Annotated in this window: 16 protein-coding genes and 2 tRNA genes; 8 read left to right on the top strand and 10 right to left on the bottom strand. The window is 54.9% G+C overall.

Translation table 11 applies throughout. From position 1 onward, the window contains the following. Window positions 1-57 precede the first annotated feature (57 nt). The 3 genes from argJ (at window position 58) to Pla100_RS14475 (ending at window position 3,034) form a co-directional block, all read left to right on the top strand. Entirely contained in the window at window positions 58-1,269 is a 1,212-nt protein-coding gene (gene argJ, locus Pla100_RS14485) for a bifunctional glutamate N-acetyltransferase/amino-acid acetyltransferase ArgJ (protein ID WP_146578406.1), read from the top strand. A gap of 182 nt (window positions 1,270-1,451) precedes the next feature. Beyond that, complete coding sequence (locus Pla100_RS14480; RefSeq protein WP_146578405.1) at window positions 1,452-2,018, top strand: thioredoxin family protein; 567 nt, start codon at window positions 1,452-1,454, stop codon at window positions 2,016-2,018. Between the two features lie 26 nt (window positions 2,019-2,044). Next, window positions 2,045-3,034, top strand: coding sequence for a dihydrodipicolinate synthase family protein (locus tag Pla100_RS14475; RefSeq protein ID WP_146578404.1), 990 nt, complete (start codon window positions 2,045-2,047; stop codon window positions 3,032-3,034). A 402-nt stretch (window positions 3,035-3,436) separates the two neighbouring features. Here the strand turns inward: Pla100_RS14475 and Pla100_RS14470 are convergent, their stop codons facing one another. The 4 genes from Pla100_RS14470 to Pla100_RS14455 all read right to left on the bottom strand — a co-directional run bounded on the left by Pla100_RS14470 (window position 3,437) and on the right by Pla100_RS14455 (window position 8,010). After that, a complete protein-coding gene (locus Pla100_RS14470; protein WP_146578403.1) occupies window positions 3,437-3,907 on the bottom strand; it encodes a hypothetical protein in 471 nt (156 codons plus the stop codon). 8 nt (window positions 3,908-3,915) lie between these two features. Further along, window positions 3,916-5,469, bottom strand: a complete 1,554-nt coding sequence (locus Pla100_RS14465; protein ID WP_146578506.1) for an ExeA family protein — start codon at window positions 5,467-5,469, stop codon at window positions 3,916-3,918. Between the two features lie 453 nt (window positions 5,470-5,922). Then, complete coding sequence (ispG, locus tag Pla100_RS14460) at window positions 5,923-7,080, bottom strand: (E)-4-hydroxy-3-methylbut-2-enyl-diphosphate synthase (RefSeq protein WP_146578402.1); 1,158 nt, start codon at window positions 7,078-7,080, stop codon at window positions 5,923-5,925. A gap of 48 nt (window positions 7,081-7,128) precedes the next feature. Next, a complete protein-coding gene (locus Pla100_RS14455; RefSeq protein WP_146578401.1) occupies window positions 7,129-8,010 on the bottom strand; it encodes a PPK2 family polyphosphate kinase in 882 nt (293 codons plus the stop codon). A gap of 157 nt (window positions 8,011-8,167) precedes the next feature. On the opposite strand from Pla100_RS14455, the gene Pla100_RS14450 reads away from it, so the two are divergent. Next, window positions 8,168-8,256: transfer RNA gene (locus tag Pla100_RS14450), tRNA-Ser, on the top strand. Between the two features lie 152 nt (window positions 8,257-8,408). Beyond that, window positions 8,409-8,481: transfer RNA gene (locus tag Pla100_RS14445), tRNA-Lys, on the top strand. A 351-nt stretch (window positions 8,482-8,832) separates the two neighbouring features. Here Pla100_RS14445 and Pla100_RS14440 read toward each other — a convergent pair. After that, on the bottom strand, window positions 8,833-10,302 hold the full coding sequence (locus tag Pla100_RS14440) for a hypothetical protein (protein WP_146578400.1): 1,470 nt from the start codon (window positions 10,300-10,302) through the stop codon (window positions 8,833-8,835). A gap of 437 nt (window positions 10,303-10,739) precedes the next feature. On the opposite strand from Pla100_RS14440, the gene Pla100_RS14435 reads away from it, so the two are divergent. After that, window positions 10,740-13,436 (top strand): hypothetical protein, encoded by a 2,697-nt coding sequence (locus Pla100_RS14435; protein WP_146578399.1) that lies wholly within the window; start codon window positions 10,740-10,742, stop codon window positions 13,434-13,436. A 244-nt stretch (window positions 13,437-13,680) separates the two neighbouring features. After that, the gene (locus tag Pla100_RS14430) at window positions 13,681-14,118 is read left to right on the top strand and encodes a response regulator (protein WP_146578398.1); all 438 of its coding nucleotides are present in this window, start codon (window positions 13,681-13,683) and stop codon (window positions 14,116-14,118) included. On the opposite strand, the gene Pla100_RS14425 is transcribed toward Pla100_RS14430, so the two are convergent. Beyond that, window positions 14,115-15,032, bottom strand: a complete 918-nt coding sequence (locus Pla100_RS14425; RefSeq protein ID WP_146578397.1) for a carbon-nitrogen hydrolase — start codon at window positions 15,030-15,032, stop codon at window positions 14,115-14,117. The genes Pla100_RS14430 and Pla100_RS14425 overlap by 4 nt on opposite strands. Here Pla100_RS14425 and bioD point away from each other — a divergent pair. Next, complete coding sequence (gene bioD, locus Pla100_RS14420) at window positions 15,031-15,672, top strand: dethiobiotin synthase (protein WP_146578396.1); 642 nt, start codon at window positions 15,031-15,033, stop codon at window positions 15,670-15,672. The genes Pla100_RS14425 and bioD overlap by 2 nt on opposite strands. A 2-nt stretch (window positions 15,673-15,674) precedes the next feature. Here the strand turns inward: bioD and Pla100_RS14415 are convergent, their stop codons facing one another. The 4 genes from Pla100_RS14415 to Pla100_RS14400 all read right to left on the bottom strand — a co-directional run bounded on the left by Pla100_RS14415 (window position 15,675) and on the right by Pla100_RS14400 (window position 20,246). Beyond that, on the bottom strand, window positions 15,675-17,609 hold the full coding sequence (locus Pla100_RS14415; RefSeq protein ID WP_146578395.1) for a serine/threonine protein kinase: 1,935 nt from the start codon (window positions 17,607-17,609) through the stop codon (window positions 15,675-15,677). Further along, window positions 17,609-18,178, bottom strand: coding sequence for a sigma-70 family RNA polymerase sigma factor (locus tag Pla100_RS14410; RefSeq protein WP_146578394.1), 570 nt, complete (start codon window positions 18,176-18,178; stop codon window positions 17,609-17,611). Before Pla100_RS14410 ends, Pla100_RS14415 begins: the two co-directional genes overlap by 1 nt. Window positions 18,179-18,392: 214 nt before the next feature. Then, window positions 18,393-19,484, bottom strand: coding sequence for a CDP-glucose 4,6-dehydratase (gene rfbG / locus Pla100_RS14405; protein ID WP_146578393.1), 1,092 nt, complete (start codon window positions 19,482-19,484; stop codon window positions 18,393-18,395). A gap of 6 nt (window positions 19,485-19,490) precedes the next feature. Continuing rightward, the gene (locus tag Pla100_RS14400) at window positions 19,491-20,246 is read right to left on the bottom strand and encodes a class I SAM-dependent methyltransferase (RefSeq protein WP_146578392.1); all 756 of its coding nucleotides are present in this window, start codon (window positions 20,244-20,246) and stop codon (window positions 19,491-19,493) included. Between the last annotated feature and the right edge of the window lie 22 nt (window positions 20,247-20,268).

Here is a 20,268-nt window from a genome sequence, read left to right as displayed (position 1 = left end):
GCATTATGATTCGACGTCAATCCTTCACCGAAACGTCCAAAACGGATCCCCCTGTTCATGACCCAACCCCACACTACCGAGACCCCGTTTGAACTGCCCGCCGGGTTTCGATTCGCCGGCGCGACCGGAGGCATCAAGGCCAGCGGCAAACCGGACGTATCGCTGATCGTTTCCGACCGGCCATGCGTCGCGGCGGCGGTCACGACGACGAACCAGGTCTTCGCCGCACCCGTGACGTTGTGCCGCGAACGTTCACCCCGTGCGACCTGTCGTGCCGTGATCACCAACAGCGGCAACGCAAACGCTTGCACGGGCAAACAAGGCGACGCCGACGCCCGCGAGATGGGGCGACTTGTCGCCGAACAACTCGGTTGCGACGGCGAAGACGTCTTCGTCATGAGCACGGGCGTGATCGGACACCCGATGCCGATGGACAAGGTTCGCGCCGGTATCGAATCGGCGTTCGGCCAACTCGGCGATCGGTTCGAACACTTCCTCGCCGCCAACGACGCGATCTGCACCACCGACGCGTACCGCAAGAACGCCGCAGCCGAGTTTTCATTCGATGGCAAGACCTACCGCATCGCAGCGATGTGCAAAGGGGCCGGTATGATCGCCCCGAATATGGCTACGATGCTCGGCGTCGTCGTGACCGACTTCCCGTTGTCAGACGGTCAAGCCTCCACGGCCTTAAAACGGATCGTCGAACGGTCGTTCAACCGTGTTAGCGTCGACGGTCACATGAGCACCAACGACACCGTGATTTTAATGAGCGGCGGTGATGCTCAATCGCTCGCGAGCGACGAAGGCATGAATGTTTTCGTCGACGCCGCCTCCGAAGCTTGCTTGCGTTTGGCCAAGCTGATCGTTGCCGACGGGGAAGGCGCCGCAAGGTTCTTCGAAGTCGAAGTAACCGGTGCCCAGTCCGATGACGACGCCTTGGTGATCGCCAAAAGCGTGGCGGCCAGTCCCTTGGTCAAGACCGCGATCTCCGGTGCCGACCCGAACTGGGGCCGGATCGTTTCGGCCGCCGGATACGCGGGACCCAAGATTGATGTGGCCCACACCAGCCTGACGATCGAGGGCACCATCGTTTTCGAAAGCGGCCAACCGGTCGCCTGCGACGCGGCGAAGTTGAGCAACGCGATGAAAGCGGCCTCCGAAGTGAAGCTAAGTTTGGCCGTCGGCCATGGAATTGGTTATGGCCACTACTGGTCGAGCGATCTAACCGTCGATTACGTGCGATTCAACGCGTTGTACACGACCTGAACTAACCGTCAAAATCGTTTCTTCTTGCCTATTCATCGCAGACCGACTAATCTGCCACCATCTAAGCGGCTGCTTCTCTTCATTATTGCCAAACAGCGGTGGTTCAAACCCCCTTGCTGGTGTTCAGGCTGAGGCGCTTCACCAGCAAGATGGATTGGCAAGACTATTTCTAGGTGCGATGAATGAACTTGATTCAACAGGGTTTTGGCGTCGGTGTGGTTTTGGCGGTGATTGCGATCGGGCAATGCGGACGCAGTTGGGCCGAAATGGGTGACTTTTCTGAAACTCGATCGGCTGTTGCGGCGACCGGATTGACCAACTCGACCGCCGGCGATGCAAGCCCGCTTGCCGCAACGGAAGAACTGAAATGGTTCGATACGCTGGAATCAGGCTGGAAGGCGGCCCGCGATACCGGTCGGCCGATGGTGATTTTCATCACCAGTGACCATTGTCAGTATTGCGATGTGATGAAAAAGAATACTCTGTGTGAACCGTCAGTGCGGGATAGGCTGCTTAAGCGGTTTATTCCGATCCGATTGCGGCCTGATTCGAATGCCCAAGTACTTTCGCGGGTCGAAGTCACTGCTTATCCGACTACTCTAGTAGCTCACCCTCGCGGAAAGGTCTTGGCTCATCGAATCGGCTATCAGCCGGTCGAACAGTTCCATGAGTTTTTGAGCGAGGCCGCCCCGACTGAAACGCCAACGACGGCAACGATTGATCCGATGTCGGCGGGTGTAGTTCGTTAAACGCTCCTTACAACGATATCGATATCATGACCGATCGCATCTCGGGAATTTTGACTCCGAATATCACGCCGGTCGATTCGGCAGGTCGTGTCGACGAAGAAACCCTTCGCGGCTATGTCGACTGGTTGATCGACCACGGCGTCGACGGACTCTATCCCAACGGAAGCACGGGTGAGTTTGTGCGATTCACGGCGAACGAGCGCCGTCGGATCGTCGAGGTGGTTGTCGATCAAACGGCCGGTCGGGTGCCCGTGCTGGCGGGGGCGGCCGAAGCGAACGCGGATGAGACGATTCGGGCTTGCAATGCATACGGGCAAATGGGTGTGCGAGCGGTCGCGATTGTCGCTCCGTTTTATTACCGTCTTAGCAGCGAAGGCGTATACGCTTACTTCCAGCACATCGCCCGTCACGTGGATGTCGACGTGACCTTGTACAACATTCCGATGTTTGCATCGCCGATCGATGTTGATACGGTCGTTCGTTTAGCGGCCGAGGAACCGCGTGTTGTCGGATTGAAGGACAGTTCGGGAGACCTACCCAATCTGATGCGAATGATGTCGGCGATTCGTCCGATGCGAGATGATTTCTCGTTCCTGACCGGATGGGACCCTTCGTTGTCGGCGATGTTGATCGCGGGGGCCGACGGCGGCACCAATGCGACCAGCGGCGTGTTGCCCGAACTGACCCGGGCCATTTACCAATCTGTGCGCTCGGGAGACATCGACCGGGCGATCGCATTGCAGTACGAACTCATTCCGCTGTTTGACATGATGATCGGCTTGGGCGAGTTCCCCGAAGGATTCCGCGCTGGTGCGAGGGCACGCGGCTGGGACTTGGGCAACGGTCGTGTTCCGATCACAGCGAAACAACGCCACCAAGCCAACGAGGGTGCTGCGAAAATCGCTCAAGCGGTTTCGGTTGGCTTGGGTAATGTCGGAGCGACGAAGGTGGAGGCCGCCTCCTCGGTTGATGCGATCGAACAGATCGTTCGCCGCGTCTTGAGCCAACTGGAGTGAGATTATCTCACAACACAGCTAGAGGGCTGTTGATTTAGTCCTCATCGTAACCCGCTTCGTGAGCGAGGGATACATACAAAGGACTTAATAGTGATGTATCCCTCGCTCACGCTTCGGGTTACGATTAAATCGACACGCCCCTAGCCACGGGTTCCGAATGATCGCTTATTTGCCTTAAAGCCCGCGGCTAGCGGGCTGTCGATTTAATCGTTTAACGGCAAGCCAAAGGCGTCCGAGAAGACACGAATCGACGCCTGCGGCTTGCCGTTAAACGATAAAAGGTTGCGATACCACTAAAACAACAGCCCGCTAACGCTGTCGGCTCACTAAATCAACACGCCGGTAAGCGAGGGATCAGTGATGTTGACTCATCCCTCGCTGACGCATCGGGTTACGATTCAATCAACACGCCGCTTGCGGCAATCGCATGATCGCGGGCTTGGCCCACGTGGGAAGCTTGGTCGATTCGTCCGTGATCCCCAACACGATCGATCCGTCGTGATCATCGGGGCGACCGATGATCAGACACCGGGTTAAAGAAATTTGCTGTTCGATTCGGCGTTTGGCAAACTCACGTCGGCAACGCCATATCCCAAATTGTTCGATCCGATTTCGCAGCCAACCGTCACGCGATTGGCTGTGGCAACAGTCGATTCGCAAGCGAGTTTCCTCGCTGATCGAAAGCTGTTGGCGGAGCGAATGCCACGTCTCCGCCAAGTCGCAAAAGAACTGAGGCTGAAGCGCGATCGTCGTCGGCGTCACCAAAGTCAGCGTTTTCCGCTCGGCTCGATTGGCTGCGACGGCATGACACAAGAACGAGATCAGTGTCTTGTCCGCTGAGATCGTCGACGATTGGTGGGCACTGGGCAACATATAGATAGTTACTTCGACGGCGATCGCATTTTGGCGAGCATGGCTTGGAAATCGACCGCGACCGGTTTGCCTGGGCGATCGATTCGCTCGACTTCGTTGGACACGGCGACGCCGTCGACCTCCACGTCGTCTTCGATTACGAGCAGATCGCGATCGTCGACGATCGGATCGCCCGAATCGCCGTCCTCCATCCACAATACCGGGGCCGACGCGGCACCGCGTAGACTTAAAATCTCGCGATGCAGAGACTCTTCCAAGTCTTCACTCGGCCGACGCAACGAATCGTTCTCGTTGAAGCTGAGTGCAGGAGCCGCATTCTCGACCGATTCTTCCTCGTCAAACTCACCAAACAAATCGTCGTTTGACGAACCGCAAGCACCAATTGCTTCGCTGTGACTGACGCCCTCGACATCAAATGGCATCGGATCGCATTGCAGCGAATCGATCTGGAAGTCAGCGAACTGTGAAGGCATGTTTTCGAAGTTGCCGATCGTTTGACAATCCATCTCCATTAACGTCATCGGTTCATCGCACGGTTCGATCTCCAGCATGTCGAAATCGTCGTCGACGATGGACGCTCCACGATCAAAGATCGAGCCTTCGGTCGGCTCACACGCAGGTTCGTGTGGTTCAAACGAGGCGACCGGTTCGGAAACCAAATCGTCGTCGTCCTGCAACGGTCCGTACTCGACGTCGAACGTCGGCCGGCTTAGTTCTGGCTCGTCGATGATCGGGCTGGGCAGTTGTTGCAAAATCGCCCAAGCTTGATCGACGGTTTGGCCGGTGACTTGTTTCTTGCCTTTCGACAAGGCGTATTCGATTGACGCGGTCATCAATTGATTGACCAGTCGCGGAACGCCACTGCAGGCACGATGAATCGATCGGATGGCTGATTCCTCGATTTGACTCTCGTCCCAACCGCCGCATCGTCGCAGAACTTCGCGGACGTACTGGACTGTCTCATCGCTCGACAAAGGATGGACATAGCACCGGGTGGCGACTCGTTGCACGAGCGCCTCGAGTGACGGCAGCGACAACGTTTCATCGAGTTTAGGACCGCCGGCCAAGACGGCGCTGACCCGCGGCCGTCCGTCGTTGGTCATGGTGTTGGTTAAGATTCGAATCGTATCGAGAACTTCCGGAGACAACTCTTGGGCCTCGTCGACCAACAACAACAGTCCGGCGAATTCTTTCGAGCTATTGGCGATGCGGTCGATGATCGCCAATTGCGGGTCTTGACGATCCGTCGCGGCGGCCGAGATCCCTCGAATCCGATCCAATCGGCTCAGTAGGTGACGCTGTAACGACGCCGGTGATTCCAACATCGCGTCGCCGAAAACGATCACTTCCCGTTTGCGAGCGAAATGATTTTTGAGCATCCGGCAGATCAACGACTTGCCCATGCCGGGCGGACCGATGACTAACGAGATGGCCTCCCAAGCGTCCACCGCACGGCAGAGACGCTGCAACGCCTCGTCCTGAGATCCCAACCGAACGTAACGCTCGGCACTGGGAAAGGGAGGAAACGGGGGGACGTGAAACTGTGATTCAACCGGCGACATGGTCGAAGTTCCCAAGCGGCATAAAACGTAGAAAGCGGACATTCCGTCTAATCGTTAAACTCGACAATCCAGTCGCCGGAACTGAAGTAAAAATGACGCCAACTGAGAAAACTTACCTCGCCGGAATTGATCCATGCGGGCCGTTGATTGAGTGCGTTCGTCAGTTTTTGTGTGCCGATGGCGCTAGCGGGCTGTTGATTTAGTCCTCATCGAAACCCGAAGCGTGAGCGAGGGATACATACAAAGGACTTAATGGCGCTCAATCCCTCGCTCACGCTTCGGGTTACGATTAAATCAACACGCCGTTAGCGGCCCAGGCTAACACCCTTCGGCTAATCACTGTATCGCTGTATCTGATTAAATCAACAGCCCGCATGCAGTGCGGCCGCCGTAGCGAAAGTTGCCAAGACTTTTGGTCTGCTAAGGAACGGCCGAACTTCTTCGCGATTTTCGCTATAAAGTGGACGTACTCATCCTTTTTTTCGCGTCGACGAGCGCATCCAATTCGGCTTTCAGCTTGGGTAGGATCTCGTCGTATCCGAACGCACCGAGCGGTTCTTCGCCCTTCTTCAGATTGACTTTGGCCGGGCCGCACCACAATCCTAAGTCGGCGTCGTCGGTTTCACCTGGTCCGTTGACTCGGCATCCCATGACGGCGATCGTGATCGCGTAATCTTGAGCGTACGCGCTCATCTCCTTGACCTTCGCGGCCAAGTCCACGAACGCTTCGTTCTCGACCCGCGAACAACTCGGGCAACTGATGATGTTCAGTTTCGTGTCGTCAAATCTTACGACGCTGCGAACGCGACCGGCTTGAATGTCGGCGACGATCTCCAAACCGGCATCAATTTCTTCGGGCTTGCGAGGGTTCGGTAAGGTCAACGAAACTCGAACGGTGTCGCCGATGCCTTTGCCGATTAATTGTTCAAACGCGATCCGCGTCTTGATGATCCCGTCGGGCGGCATTCCGGCTTCGGTCACTCCCAAGTGCAAGGGAACGTCGGGGCGTTGCTCGGCAAACCGCTTGTTGACTTCGACGACCTTCGACGGGTCGCTGTCTTTGAGCGAAACGACGAAGTGATGAAACCCGAGCGAATCGACTAGCTCACAATGTTCCAATGCCGACTCGAGCATCGGCGTGATCGAATCGTTTGCCGCATACTTCTCTTTTTTAGCCGGATCGACGCTTCCGCAATTGACCCCGATCCGCACGGCACATCCGTTCGAGCCGGCTACATCGATCAGGTACTTGACTTTGTCCTGCCACGTTAATTCGCGAGCATGGTGGTACAGATGTCCGGGGTTGTAGCGGACTTTGTCCACATGCGGAGCGACTAATTCGGCCAAGCGAAAGTTTTCCTGCAAGTCGACGGCCAAGTTCGCCGTCGTCTGTCGTCGAATTTCGGCGAGCGCTTCGGCATCCTTGGTGCTGTCGACCGCAATCCGTACCACGCCCGCGCCGCGCTGGCGCAACGCTTCGGCTTGGGCGACGGTCGCGTCGATGTCTTGGGTCTTTGTCGCCGTCATCGACTGAACCGCGATCGGATGGCCGTCACCGATCGTGATGTTTCCGATCGGCACGGGACGGGTTGGGTTTCGGCGAATAGTCATGACGGGCAAAGTAATGGGGAAAGGGAAAAAATGACAAAGAGAGAACCGTTATTTTTTGTTCGCTTGCAACTCAGCGGATTCGCGTTCGTAGAGTCGCCGGATTTCGTCCAAGTCGGCGTCGATGGAAGGTAGTTGTGGGTCCATTTCTTGCAGCGTTTGACGAACGATCGCTGCGACGGACGCGTCGCGGTACCACTTCTTGTCCGCCGGAATAATGTGCCATGGGCTGTCTTTGGAATGGCACTTTTCAAAGACGTCTTCATAGGCTTCGCGGTAGGCGGCGGCCTTGTCTCGGGCGTCGTAATCACCGGCATTGAGTTTCCAGTGCTTGGTCGGATCGTCCAAACGTTTCTTGAATCGCTCGAGCTGTTCTTCGTGGCTGATGTGCAGATAGAACTTGAGGATGCGAGTCCCCCGATGGACGAGCAGTTTCTCGAAATCATTGATCAGCTCGAAACGTTCCTTCCAAACCGACTTGGGCACGATGTTTTCGACGCGAACGACCAGCACGTCCTCATAGTGTGACCGGTTGAAGATCGAAACCTTCCCGGCCGCCGGCGTGCATGCGTGAATTCGCCACAAAAAATCGTGAGCCAATTCTTCCGAATTCGGAACTTTAAAGGGGTAGGTGCGACACCCCTGGGGATTCATTTGTCCGAGGACTTTTCGGATTAGCCCATCCTTGCCGGCCGCATCGGGGGCCTGCAAAACGATCAGCAGCGACTGCTTCGCTTCGGTAAACATCCGGTATTGCAGATTTCGGATGTCTTCGACGGCCTGATGCGTGAACGCCCGGCCGTGGTCTTTTCCGCGAAACGGCCCTTCCATTTGAGTGTCGATGTCGTCAAGCGACACGCGACTCCCGGTCGCAATGCGGTGGGCTTCGATAAAGTCAAACTTGGGGTCGAGATCCCATTCCGGGTCAGACATGGCGGTTCAGCAGACGGAGAGCACGGTTGCAAGATTTCGTCCAATCATAACACCTGAAAAAGGAATGTAACCGGGTTGTCAAAACAAGTTTGATGGAGCACAATTCGCAACTGACCGATGACGTTCCCAGGGAATGCTACTCCCTGAGAAACCACCTGGAGCGGTGGCTGAGTGGTCGAAAGCGCCGGTTTGCTAAATCGGTGAACCGGGAAACTGGTTCCGCAGGTTCGAATCCTGTCCGCTCCGCTGAGAATGCTCGCGAAACTGACGATGTTTTGACGGTCCTCTCGAAGACGCGTCGATCAAATCGTATTTTCGTTTCATTTTCCGACCGGTTGTGAACCTGGACGGAGAACTTGCGGTCCACAAAGTAGGATCGGGTTCCCGAACGATTCAACGAGAGTGTAGCTCAGTCGGTAGAGCATTCGACTTTTAATCGAATGGTCCTGGGTTCGAGTCCCAGCACTCTCACTTGTTTTTGGGGGACCGTTCAGGGTCCCGGCCTTCGGCGCGGTCATCGCCTAAAAGCCGATGTGAGAAGCGTCTCAAGAGTGACGAGCATCGGCCGGCTAAGACAAGTACGCCAGCTTCCGTTTGACCAGGACGGCTCGCGCGTTTTGAAGTTGCACTTTCTTCGTAACCCGCTGCGTAAGCGAGGGATAATTGATATTGACTCATCCCTCGCTTACGCTTCGGGTTACGATAAACCAATGCCACAGGCAAAAGCGCAACTTCAAAACTTACGCAGCGGGTTACGAAAAACAAATGCCACAGGCAAAAGTGCAACTTCAAAACTCGCGCGTCTGGCAAGCCAAAGCAAACTCAGCGGGTGCTTGTTAGCGAATCCATGTTGGACTTGATGTCTAAATGGATTTGTTCGAGTTCGTTTTCGAGCGATTGATTGCTGCGATACAAGCCGACGAGTTTCTCGCGAGTGGCTTTGACGGTTGCCCGCAGTTTTTCATTGTAATCTTGGATCGCCTTACGCTCGGTTTCGGTTTGGGCGAGGTCTTGTTCCAATTTAAGCTTATCGGTTTGATATTCCCCGAGCATTTTGACTGTCGCGTCGATGGCCCGTTGCAGAATGTCCCGTTCAAAATTGAGTTCTTCGGTCCGAGTTTCCAGTTCGGCTAAACGCAACCGAATCCGACGCAGTACGAATCGATAGTCGTTCAATGGCCGCAAATAGTAGGTATCGACCAAGCGGGCCACGCCCTCTTGTTGCAGGGCATTGGCGGCTTCTTCTTTGAGGACCAACAATTCGCCTTTGTCGAATTTGACTTTGCCTTCGCCTCCGGCTTGCAAACGGCTGTCGACGGCGCGACCGCTACCGTCGAAGAATCCCCCGTCGAGGGCGCCGCGTTGGTCTGGACTGTCGACGTCGATCGTGTGCGATTTCGTAATTTCGATTTTCACCCATCGCGTCAATGGCCGATCGTCGTCGAGCGATCGAGAGCCATCTCGCAAGTAGTTTTGGCGAGTTGCGTCGGATACACCCGAGAGGATTCGGTTAACCAATTCATCGTCGATGCGTCCAAAAACGTTATCGTCGTCCGGCTGACTGCCTTCGGCGATGAACGGTTCGTGTCCATCGAGCGGCAGGAGTTCATAAACGGACCAACTCGACGCTTGGCCGCTGGTGATGGCTTGTTGTTGCCGCGGTAGCAAGGGTCCGGTCGTCGTCAGCGTCACTTGGTCGGGCGTACTGGCGGTAACGCGAAACTCGCCCAGATAAAATGTCGGAATCATTCGGTCGACGTTGGGCTGTTGACCTTCGGCGAAACCATAAACGACCATGCCATTGGGAATTAGGGGCGGACGAGCAGCGGCCGCTGCGGCTTGTGCGTCGGCGGGAGCGTCTTCCGGCAATCCCTCGACTTGATTGGCATCCACCGGCGCGCTCAAAACGATCGAGGTTTGACCACCGAAATTTTGGTTCGTTAAACGCAATCCACGCCAGCGTCGTCCGGCTTCGGTTCCTAGTTTCGCTAACCTCTGGGCCATCGGCAAAACACCGTCTTCGGCCAAGGGGCTATTGGGGTCGCCGTAACGAAGTTCCGCTTGTTCGGCTTCGACTTTCACGAGTCGTTCTTCGAGTTCCTCTTTGATTTGGTGCCACGCGGCTCGGCTTTTGAGCGCTCCGGCAAGGGGAAAAAGGAATACGACAGCCAAGATCGTCGTCGTGATGATCGCTACCATCGGGTACCAACGCCAGCTGTCCTTGGCTTTCCACAGCAAGAATGCCTGGGCCAATACCAGCACGATCAGAAATGCGAGAAGGGCGTACTGCATTGAGAAAAGGCAGGAAGAGGTGGAAGAGCGAGTCGAAAAGCGGCGGTTTCGCCGAGTGGAATCAATGCAAATTCTAATCAATCAGGGTCGGTTCAGGCACCTTTTTCATCAACTTTTCTGGTTAGGGCGAGCTTTCGTGCTCCGAACGCAGGGCAACCGGCCTCATCAATCCTTCCACCTTGACCATTGCAACCCGTAAATCCTTGCCAACCCGACCGACCGGCCGCCCAGGGTGGGGGTTAGTCGGGCTTTGCACGGCCGAACGATCAAGCCGGTTCGTCGGATCGTCCGAATGGAAGAGGTGAATAGGATCTTCACTCCGGGCAAATGATCTCATGGCGACCCCACCGACGACTCAGGTTAAGCATCCCATACGCAACCGCCTTGCATTTCGGTTCGCTGTGTTCGGTGTCCTGACGATCGGGGGATTGAGTCTGATGAGCGGTTGTTCACGAACCCATTATCGGGTTCAGGCCGACCAAGAAGCCCACGCATTGATGGCACAGAAGGCCTCGCATGTCGCCCGGCCGCCAAACACGCCGCTAGTCATTGACATCGATCGACGTAGCCGGATGTACAATCCGTTTGATCTGGATTTCCAGCCGATGCCGCTGGATGATCCCGCGTCGCATCGATACATGCAGTGCGTCGACGGCAGACGTGGCTACCCGATGTGGGAGGCTCCGGGTTTGACCAATACGGCCGAAAACCCAGATTGGTGGCAGTTCTTGCCGCTCAATGAGAACGGGATCTTGGAGCTGAATTCCGAAAACGCGGTTCAAATCGCACTGTTGCATTCGCCCGATTACCAGCGTCAATTGGAACAGCTCTACTTGTCCGCCCTCGACGTGACGAGCCAACGGTTTCAGTTCGATACTCAGTTTTTTGCCGGAGCCGGCACCGAGTTTGTCCAACGTAACCAACGATTCGGGGCGATCAGCAACAGCGATACGTCGATTGCCCTTGGCGGTGATGCGGCGATGCGGCGACGGTTTGCAACCGGCGCGGACCTTATCGTGAACTTCGCCAACGAAGTTGTCTGGAATCTCAGCGGTCCTGACACTGCGGCAACGTCGACGTTGTTGGACTTTACCCTGTTGCAACCTCTATTGCGGGACGCCGGCCGTGATCGCGTCTTGGAACTGTTGACCCTTGCGGAGCGTCGTTTGCTCGCCAATGTTCGAAACTTCGAACGATTCCGTCGAGGGTTCTATCTCGATATCGTCACCGGCCGTAACAATGACAGCCAAGTCAACCGGACCGGTGGCACGTTCGCCGCCAACACGGGCGCATTCACTGGTTTCGATTCGGGATTCGCTAACCTGGGCGGTGGCGGTGGCGGTGGTGTCCCGCAAGCGGGCGGTTATTTTGGATTGCTTCAGGACCAATTGCAGATCCGAAACCTGGAAGAAAACATCGCTCGCTTGGGTGAGAACTTGGTGATCTTGGAAAACACCTTGGTCGAATTGCTGACCACGATCCCCGATGACCCTGAAGCGATCATTCGTCAGCGTTTGCAAATTGCCCAAGCGCGTTCGGCATTGTTGAACTCGCAAAGTCAACTCGTTAGTCGCCGGGTCGGCTTCCAAAGTTCGGTCGATAGCTTCCTGCGTGATCTCGGACTGCCACCTTACATTTGCGTTCAAATCAAAGACCCGGCTCTCGAAAGGTTTGAGTTGATCGATCGCACGCTTCGCAGTCGACGGGAGCAATTGATCAACGTTCGTGTCGCGGTCGGAGCGATTAACGTGGCCCTGCTCGAAGCGACCGACACCGATCTCGATCCGGCCACCGGTGCGCCACGATCGAAGTTAGCATGGGACCAAACCACGATCGATGCGATTGAAGAACTTCGCGAATCCATCAAGCCGCTGTCCAGATTCACGCGTGAGCTGATCGACGACGATCTGCCCCGAGTCAAGGAGGATCTCAGGATACTCGCCGAGCAAATCCCAGAACGCCGCTCGCAAACCGAGTCATTGTTTCAGTTGTATCGTGAAGAACAACAGAACGTGTGCTCGCTGTTGGGGATTGAAACCGTCGATGAATCGATTTTCGATCTAAAGCCAGTTCTGGAACTTGGTGAAGAGCTTGGTGAACAGTTTGCCGACATCAGCGAACGTCTTCGAGAGTACCTTGTGTCCGTCGATGCACTCAATGATCGAATCGAAAAGTTCATTGCCAGCGGCCCAGGATCGGCCGACCTGGTCAAGATCGCCGAACAAGTTCGCACGCAAGTGATCCTTGCCAGCCAAGACTTGTTGGCTGACTTGGGCGAAGACGTTTTAGCGTTGCAACTCATTCAGGCTCGCGCCCGCGTCGAATCGCTGTTGTTGCCGGAAGTCGACATCGAGCCGGCCGAAGCCTTGCAGATCGCGCGAGTGAATCGTCGCGACTGGGCCAATGCACGGGCCGCTTTGGTCGATACGTATCGTCGCATTGAGTTCTTTGCCGATGACCTCGAGAGCGATCTCGATGTGGTTTTGTCGGGCGATATCAACCGGACAGCACTGACCGATTTGCCCTCGAACAATAACACCAGTTTTCGAGTGGGATTGCGTTGGGACGCTCCGATCACACGTTTGCAAGAACGCAACACGTATCGGCAGGCGCTCATTGAATATGAACAAGCCAAGCGTTCATACTACAATTTCGAGGACGATGTTTGGCAAGGACTTCGAGCGAGTATTCGTCAGCTGCAAGCCAACCGAATTAATTTCGAACTGGGGCGACAATCCGTACGTATCGCCGCATCGCAATTGGAACTAAACGAAGACATTCGTTCGTTCCGCGACGCTCGGGGACTCAACAGCGGACCGACGGCCGCTCGCGATACGATCTCTGCGCTCAGTGACTTGCTTAATTCACAGAATGGGCTGCTCAATATCTTCGTCAATTTCGAGGTCGTTCGACGCGGATTGGATCTGGACTTGGGTACGATGGAGTTGACTCCTGAAGGAATGTGGATCGATCCAGGTCCGATCGATCCGGATTCCATGTTACGGCTAGTGGGGACGTCCCAGGGCGGAATGATCGATTGCGGCGATTTTGTCGGTGGCGATAGCCCGTGCCAGCTGCCCGGCTGTGGAATGCCGCTGAAGGTGCAACCGGTAGAAGCGATCTACGGCCGATAAACAGCGTAATCGGCTGCTAAAGATGAGCGTTTATCTGCACGACAATCCGTTGGGTTGATTGTTTTGAAGATGGCCCCGGTGTCAAATAAGTGGCATAGTTAATTTGGTTGTAGTTCTTGGCGGAACGTTGGTGAGGAGATAGATCACGAGACTTTTCGAGGGGTGCAGACTTCTCGAGAGGGCAAATGATCAATGATCTAAGTAACGTTGTTCTTATCATGTTGATGATTGGTATTAGGTATTCGTGATCTTCGAAACAAAAACGAAAATCTTGGTCGTCGACGACGATGAAGTTGATCGCGCCGCAATCGAGCGGGCGTTTCGACGCGTCGACCGTCTGGACCATTTAGTGTTAGCGTGCGACGGCCTTGATGCGCTCGAGAAACTCCGGGGCCACAACAACCAAGCGCTCATCCATCCGCCGTATGTGATCTTGTTGGATCTGAACATGCCGCGGATGTCAGGGCATGAGTTCTTGGCTGAATTGCGTGCCGACCCCAAGCTTAGCGACAGTATCGTGTTCGTCTTGACCACTTCGGACAACGATCGCGACCTTCGTGCCGCCTACGCTAGGTCGGTTGCCGGATACATTATCAAGTCCAACGTCGACAGTGATTTCGAAAACTTGTTGAATCTGCTTGATGCCTACGTGTCTTTGGCGACGTTTCCCAACGACGCCTAATCGCCGATCCATCGCCGCGTCAGATCACTGTATGCGTCGATTCGCCGATCTCGCAAGAATGGCCAGTGAGTCCGCACGACGTCGATTTCCGCAAGCTGGCAATCGGCCGTAAGGATTTGCTCGGTCTGATCGTCACCGCGCTCCATCATTTCGCCTCGCGGTGAAACGATGAACGAATTGCCCCAGAATTGGACGCGTCCCTCATTGCCGATTCGATTGGGTGCCCCGACGAAAATCCCGTTGGCGATCGCGTGCGCCCGCATGCTTGTCATCCAGGCGTCTAGTTGGCCCGCACCGAATTCGTCTTTCTCCTCATCAATCCATCCGATCGCTGTCGGATACAGCAGGATCTCAGCACCAGCGAGGGCAAACAGTCTTGCCGCTTCGGGATACCATTGATCCCAACAGATGCCCACGCCGAGTTTGGCGAACCGGGTTTGGATGACGTTGAACCCATTGGCGCGGTCGGTGGGGACCGATCCGTCACGTCGGGCCGCATCCCCCGGTGTGAAATAAAACTTTTCGTAGTACAACGGGTCATCGGGGATGTGCATCTTGCGATAGACACCGGCGATCGTTCCGTCCGCGTCCAATACCGCGACGGAGTTGTGGTAGACCCCTGCGGTTCGTCGTTCGAACAATGGCACCACAATGACGATGCCCAGGCGTTTGGCAACTTGCGACATCGCATCGGTCGTCGGACCGGGGATCGATTCGGCCAAGTCGAACATCGCATGATCCTCGGCTTGGCATGGGTAGCAAGTGGCGAAAAGTTCCTGAAGGCATACGATTTGGCTACCCGCTTGGGCGGCCTGTTCGATCCATTGGATCGTTGCCTGGGTGGTTAATTCTTTGGTGCCTCGGTCTCGCATTTGAACGAGCGACAAACGAACAGTTTGATTGGATGAATTCATGGCTTCAAATTGGAACTTGATCACGGGAACCGGAACCGACGTGGGCAAAACATACTATGCCTCGGCGTTGGCGGAAACTCGGCGACGTGTCGGGCAGCGCGTCGGCGTTTACAAACCGGTCGCCAGTGGTTGTGAACCTGACGAAACGGGCCGGCCCGTCGCCAGCGATGCGGTTTTGTTGTGGAACGCCGCCGGCAAACCGCTCACCTTGCAATCCGTGTGCCCGCAAACCTTCGTCGCCGCGCTGGCACCGCCTCAAGCCGCCGCTGCCGAAGGTCGTCGCGTCGATGAAGATCAACTGATTTCTGGTCTGGATGCGTGGATAGATTTCGATGAAGTTCTGATCGAAGGAGCCGGGGGATTGTTCAGTCCGATCAGCGACTCGATGCTCAATCTCGACTTCGCGATCCGACTACAGCGCCGCTATCCGGTCAAAATTACCCTGGTCGCCGCGGATCGTTTGGGTGTTCAACACGACGTGATCGCGTGCGTGCGAGCTGCGCAAGCGTCCGGTTTAGCGATCGATGAAGTGATCCTCAACACGATCAACCCCGACTCCTCCACGCCGACCAACGCGGCGGAGCTTGCCAAATGGCTCTCGATCCCGATCCGACGCTGGACGAGGTCGGATTCCGGCTAGACTCAGTCTTCGACTTGCGGTAGGCGACGTGCCACTGGATCATTCCCTTGCGATCCGACAAGCTTTTCAGCGGGCTTTCGATACTGGATCTTCAACATGGGGGCATAGTGATAATTGCCGTCGTATGCGGTCGCCGTCCGATTGCCCTTCCCCTCAATGATGAACGCCATCGCGTTCCCTGATTTCCAATCCGTTTTATTGACGAGGCTTTGAACGATCTCTCGGCAGTCCGGCGTCTCATATAATTCGCCACTGGTCCAACGCTCGGGGTTCCACTTGACGCGATGCAAGGTGCGAGGACGTCTTGAAATGTCATAGTCCAACGGCGTGAAGCTGATCGGGTTTGCGTTATCGACACCAAACACAACAAGATCCGTCGGAAGTAAGTCCGTACGTTCGGCGTAGAAACACAGCCGGGCGGAGCTAATTTCTGATCTAGGTGCAATCTCAACACCGACGAAACGAAGCCCAATGATCTGGTCGATTTCGTCCCAGGTCAATTCTAAGTCGCTGCTGTCGAGGTACATGGTCCCTTCGCCGTACTCCTCCGCGTCGTCGGATCGAGAGTTGACAGTGATGACAAGGTTGATCAAATCCGTTCCAGGTTCGGCGTAGGTGATGCAGTGGGTTGGAGGGAAAAGGGATTGATTGTGAGGCGGTTTGCGTGGCACTGCTGGCAACGTTTCCGCCACTTCCGGAAATGGTCTCCAAACCCAAATCGCAGCGATGAGGATAAAGGAAACGCCCATCAAGACGGCGACACTACGGGCTTGATGCTTGCTCAGGGTTGCTCGACTACGCGGAGAACTTCGGCGATCGATATTGCCTCGGTAACACAGTTCGTTCAAGTCCAACTCGAGCTCCCGGGCGGATTGATAACGTGACTCCGGATTACGTGCGATCGCCTTCATGATCACCATTGCAAACACGTCCGGGATCGCCGGATTCAGCTCACGTACATCTGGGATCTCAAGAGTTCGTGAGGTCCCTCTGGCCGTGGCTCTTCGCTCCCCAAGAATCGTGTTCGTTGCTCCCCAGTTTTGAGGGCCGGCCCAAGGGCATTGACGCGTCACGATCTCGAATAGTGTGAACCCGAGTCCGTAGACATCGCTTCTCTCATCGGCCACCCCGTGGAGTTGCTCCGGAGCCATATACCTCGGTGTACCAACCATCTCACCGGTGCAACTTAAATCACTCTTGTCATCCCGCATTTTGGCAAGACCGAAGTCAGTGACCCAAATATTTCCGTTTTGGGCAAGGATCAGGTTGGCGGGCTTGACGTCGCGATGAATCATCCCCTGTGAGTGAGCGTAAGAGAGTGCCGACGCGACTTGGGCACCGAGCGCTGCCAAGCGTTGCCAATCGGTGCATATATCTTCAAACAGTAAATATGTCCTGGGATCGACATCGTCTTTGGCAGCGATCAGCCTGTCCAGACTGACGCCATCGATCAGTGGCATCACCAGATAATTCTGACTCGCTTCAGTTCCATAATATTTAGCGGGCACAATATTCGGATGATGTAGACGCGAGGCCGCTTGCGCCTCCCGAGTGAATCGCGATTGCGAAACGGCTGAATTTGTCGAAAATCCCTTTTGAACTTTGACCGCAAACTTCTGGTTCAATGGAGGTTGGGTCGCTTCGTAAACGACTCCCATCCCGCCGCTGCCGATTTCACGAGTTAGGTGGAAAGGTCCAAGCTGCATCGCTTGACGAGTCGGAGTGAAATGAACATGATCCGATGCATCAGCATTTAGATGTTCAGCGAATTCAACTACCGGAAATAACTCGCGGATCTCGTCGGCAAGTGCAGGATGAGCTTGTGCGTACAGTTCGATATCGGGTGAATCCCCACGTCGGCAACTCGCAAGATACTCTTGCAAGAGTTGATCCAATCGCTCGTGCTCGACTTCGGATGCGGCCGCCGAATCCTTCATTAAAGGTACTCGCTCGCAACACAACGGAGACGTTTTATTGCACGGATATACCTCTTGCTCGCTGCCGAACTTGAAAGCCCAAGTTTATTAGCGCATTCGTCATTGGAAAGCATGACCTCATGTCGAAGTCGAATGATCTCTTGGTCCGTCGCGCTCATCGAATCAATCAGTTCGCCCACGGCTTTCTGCATTTCGCTTCGAATCGCGGCGCTGGGCGGGCTCGTCAGAGACCCTGCTAGCATATCGACGACACATACGACACTGAGTTTCCCTGATGGATTGGCGGCTTCTTTCTGGATCGTACGTTTTAACCGGCCAAGATGAAACCGATGGGCCTCGGTGATCGTTTGCAGTGTCAAGAATCGCAGCCATTCGACCAAAGGAACCTGCGGATTGGCAACATACTCCGAGTACCGGCGAAACGCGACCATATACGTGTCCTGGACGATGTCGGACGAATCCACTCGCCCTTTGAGCCGTCGATCTAAACGCGCGCTCGTCAAGCGGACTAACTGGTCGCGTACAGAATAAAACGCGTCCTCGAGATTCTTTTTGTCGTGATCGATCATGATTAAGACACAAATGTCCTACCTGAAATTAAAAGAACCCTTCCACAAGAAAAGAGAGCACTTTCGAGTTGAATTACGAGAAAACCTAGGCTGCAAAAACGCTCGTAGAGAAGAAAAGTCGAGAACCACCTCAAAAACGGGTGAACGCTCGTACCAGATAGCCGGGTTGGACAAGCAAGCGTTGGTAACGCACTCGACGCACCGATAATGACAATTAAAGCGAATTTGAGTCATGCTCAAATTGATGAATCTGTTCGAGACATGCTTCGACCGGAGCTTTTCCGGCCAAATAGTGTTTAAACCACGCAACGCACATATTAATTGTCGTTTGTGTATCCCATCGAGGGTACCAGCCTAATTGTTCTCGCGCTTTCGCGATTGAAAGCGTCAGCGTTTGAGCCTCGTGGGGTTGATCGACACCGGAATCGTCACGCCAGGTTCCTTGACCCCATGTACGAAAAAAAAATTCAGAAAACTCGGCAACGCTCAGCACCTCTCTTTCTTCGGGTCCGAAGTTCCATCCACCGTGGTACCGCTGCGGATCGTTGTTCAGGCGAACTGCAAGTAGCAAGTAACCACTGAGTGTTTGCAGCACGTGCTGCCACGGCCGAGTCGCATTCGGATTTCGAAGCGAAATCGTTTGACCACTCTTTGCCGCCTCGGCAAGGTCAGGAATGAGTGCATGGGGTGTCCAGTCACCGCCGCCAATCACATTGCCCGCACGCGCCGTAGCTATCGCTACGTGATGGTCGTTGTATCGCTCCGGATGAAAGAAGGAGTGGGCATAGGCCTTCACGACAAGCTCGGTGCAACCTTTACTTGCACCATATGGATCCCGCTCACCCATCGGATCTGACTCGACGAACGATCTTGGACGGTCGTCATTGGAGTAGCACTTATCACTAGTCACACAAACCACTGAGCAAGGGTGGCTGAGTGCTATCACCGCGTCCAGTAATGACGCAGTACCAGTGACGTTGACATCAAAGGTCTCACGCGGTTGTTGATATCCAGTTCTAACGACCGTCTGGGCCGCTAGATGAAAAACAAAGTCGGGTCGGCAATCCCGCATAGTTCCGAGAACCCGATCGTGATCACGGATGTCGCCAATAACATGTTCATCAACGACCTCGGCAATGTTGCTTTCGACAAAATTGCTGGGAATGGTCGGCGGTTCAAGTGAGTATCCGATAACTCGCGCGCCCAGACTCTTGAGCCATAGACACATCCATGATCCCTTGAAACCGGTGTGGCCCGTCAGAAATACGGTTTTGCCACGATACGCCTCTTGGATTTCAACAATCATGGATGATTACTGCAGGTTTGCTTGCGAAACGGACTCATACACGACGTACCTCTCCGCATCCAAGAGTTCGGATGTGAACTCATTTGCGTCTTTGTTACCCAAGCGAGTTCGATTCCAATAGTTCTCAAACTCACTTCCTTGTGCGATTCGACGGAATTGATCGCTGTTTTCAAAGTACTCGGCGAACACAGGATTGAAGTAGATGACGAAGCATTTCTTGCCGTTCTCTCGAAGCCGTCGAAAGATATTATCAACGACCGGTCGCATGACCGGCTCTGCGAATGGGTCGTAAAAGTAATAAACCATCGGTTGATCAGGGATCTCATAGGCGATTGCGTCGGCGTGCACCGGATCGATATCCGCGCACTGCTGTTGATCACTACGATAGGTTCGTGTGTTCTTAACTGCGGTATCATGCAAGTAACGATTAAACTCAACGCCGATGATCTTGGAAAATGGAAAATTAGATGCGGCAAAAAGCGAACGACCCTTGCCAGATCCAAAATCGATAAAGGTGTAGTCACGATAGTCGATGTCGAGATCCGATAACCGGCGAATCAAGCTATCACTCGGTGCGGGATGGTAGCCACGACCGTGGGACCAATTCTCGCTCTCGATATCCGCCATCCAGCCCGCCTGGTTTCCCGGTGCTGTGTCGACATGATGCTCGGCATCCCACTTTGCGTGCTCTCGGCGAATCCGACGGAATGTCGGTGACATCCACTGAGCCAAATCGCCGAGCCAGCGGGCAGGGCGGGTCACACAGCGAACAATCGTGGTCGAA

The organism is Neorhodopirellula pilleata (assembly GCF_007859915.1).
Taxonomy (GTDB): domain Bacteria; phylum Planctomycetota; class Planctomycetia; order Pirellulales; family Pirellulaceae; genus Rhodopirellula; species Rhodopirellula pilleata.
This window is presented reverse-complemented; position numbering and strand designations above follow the sequence as displayed.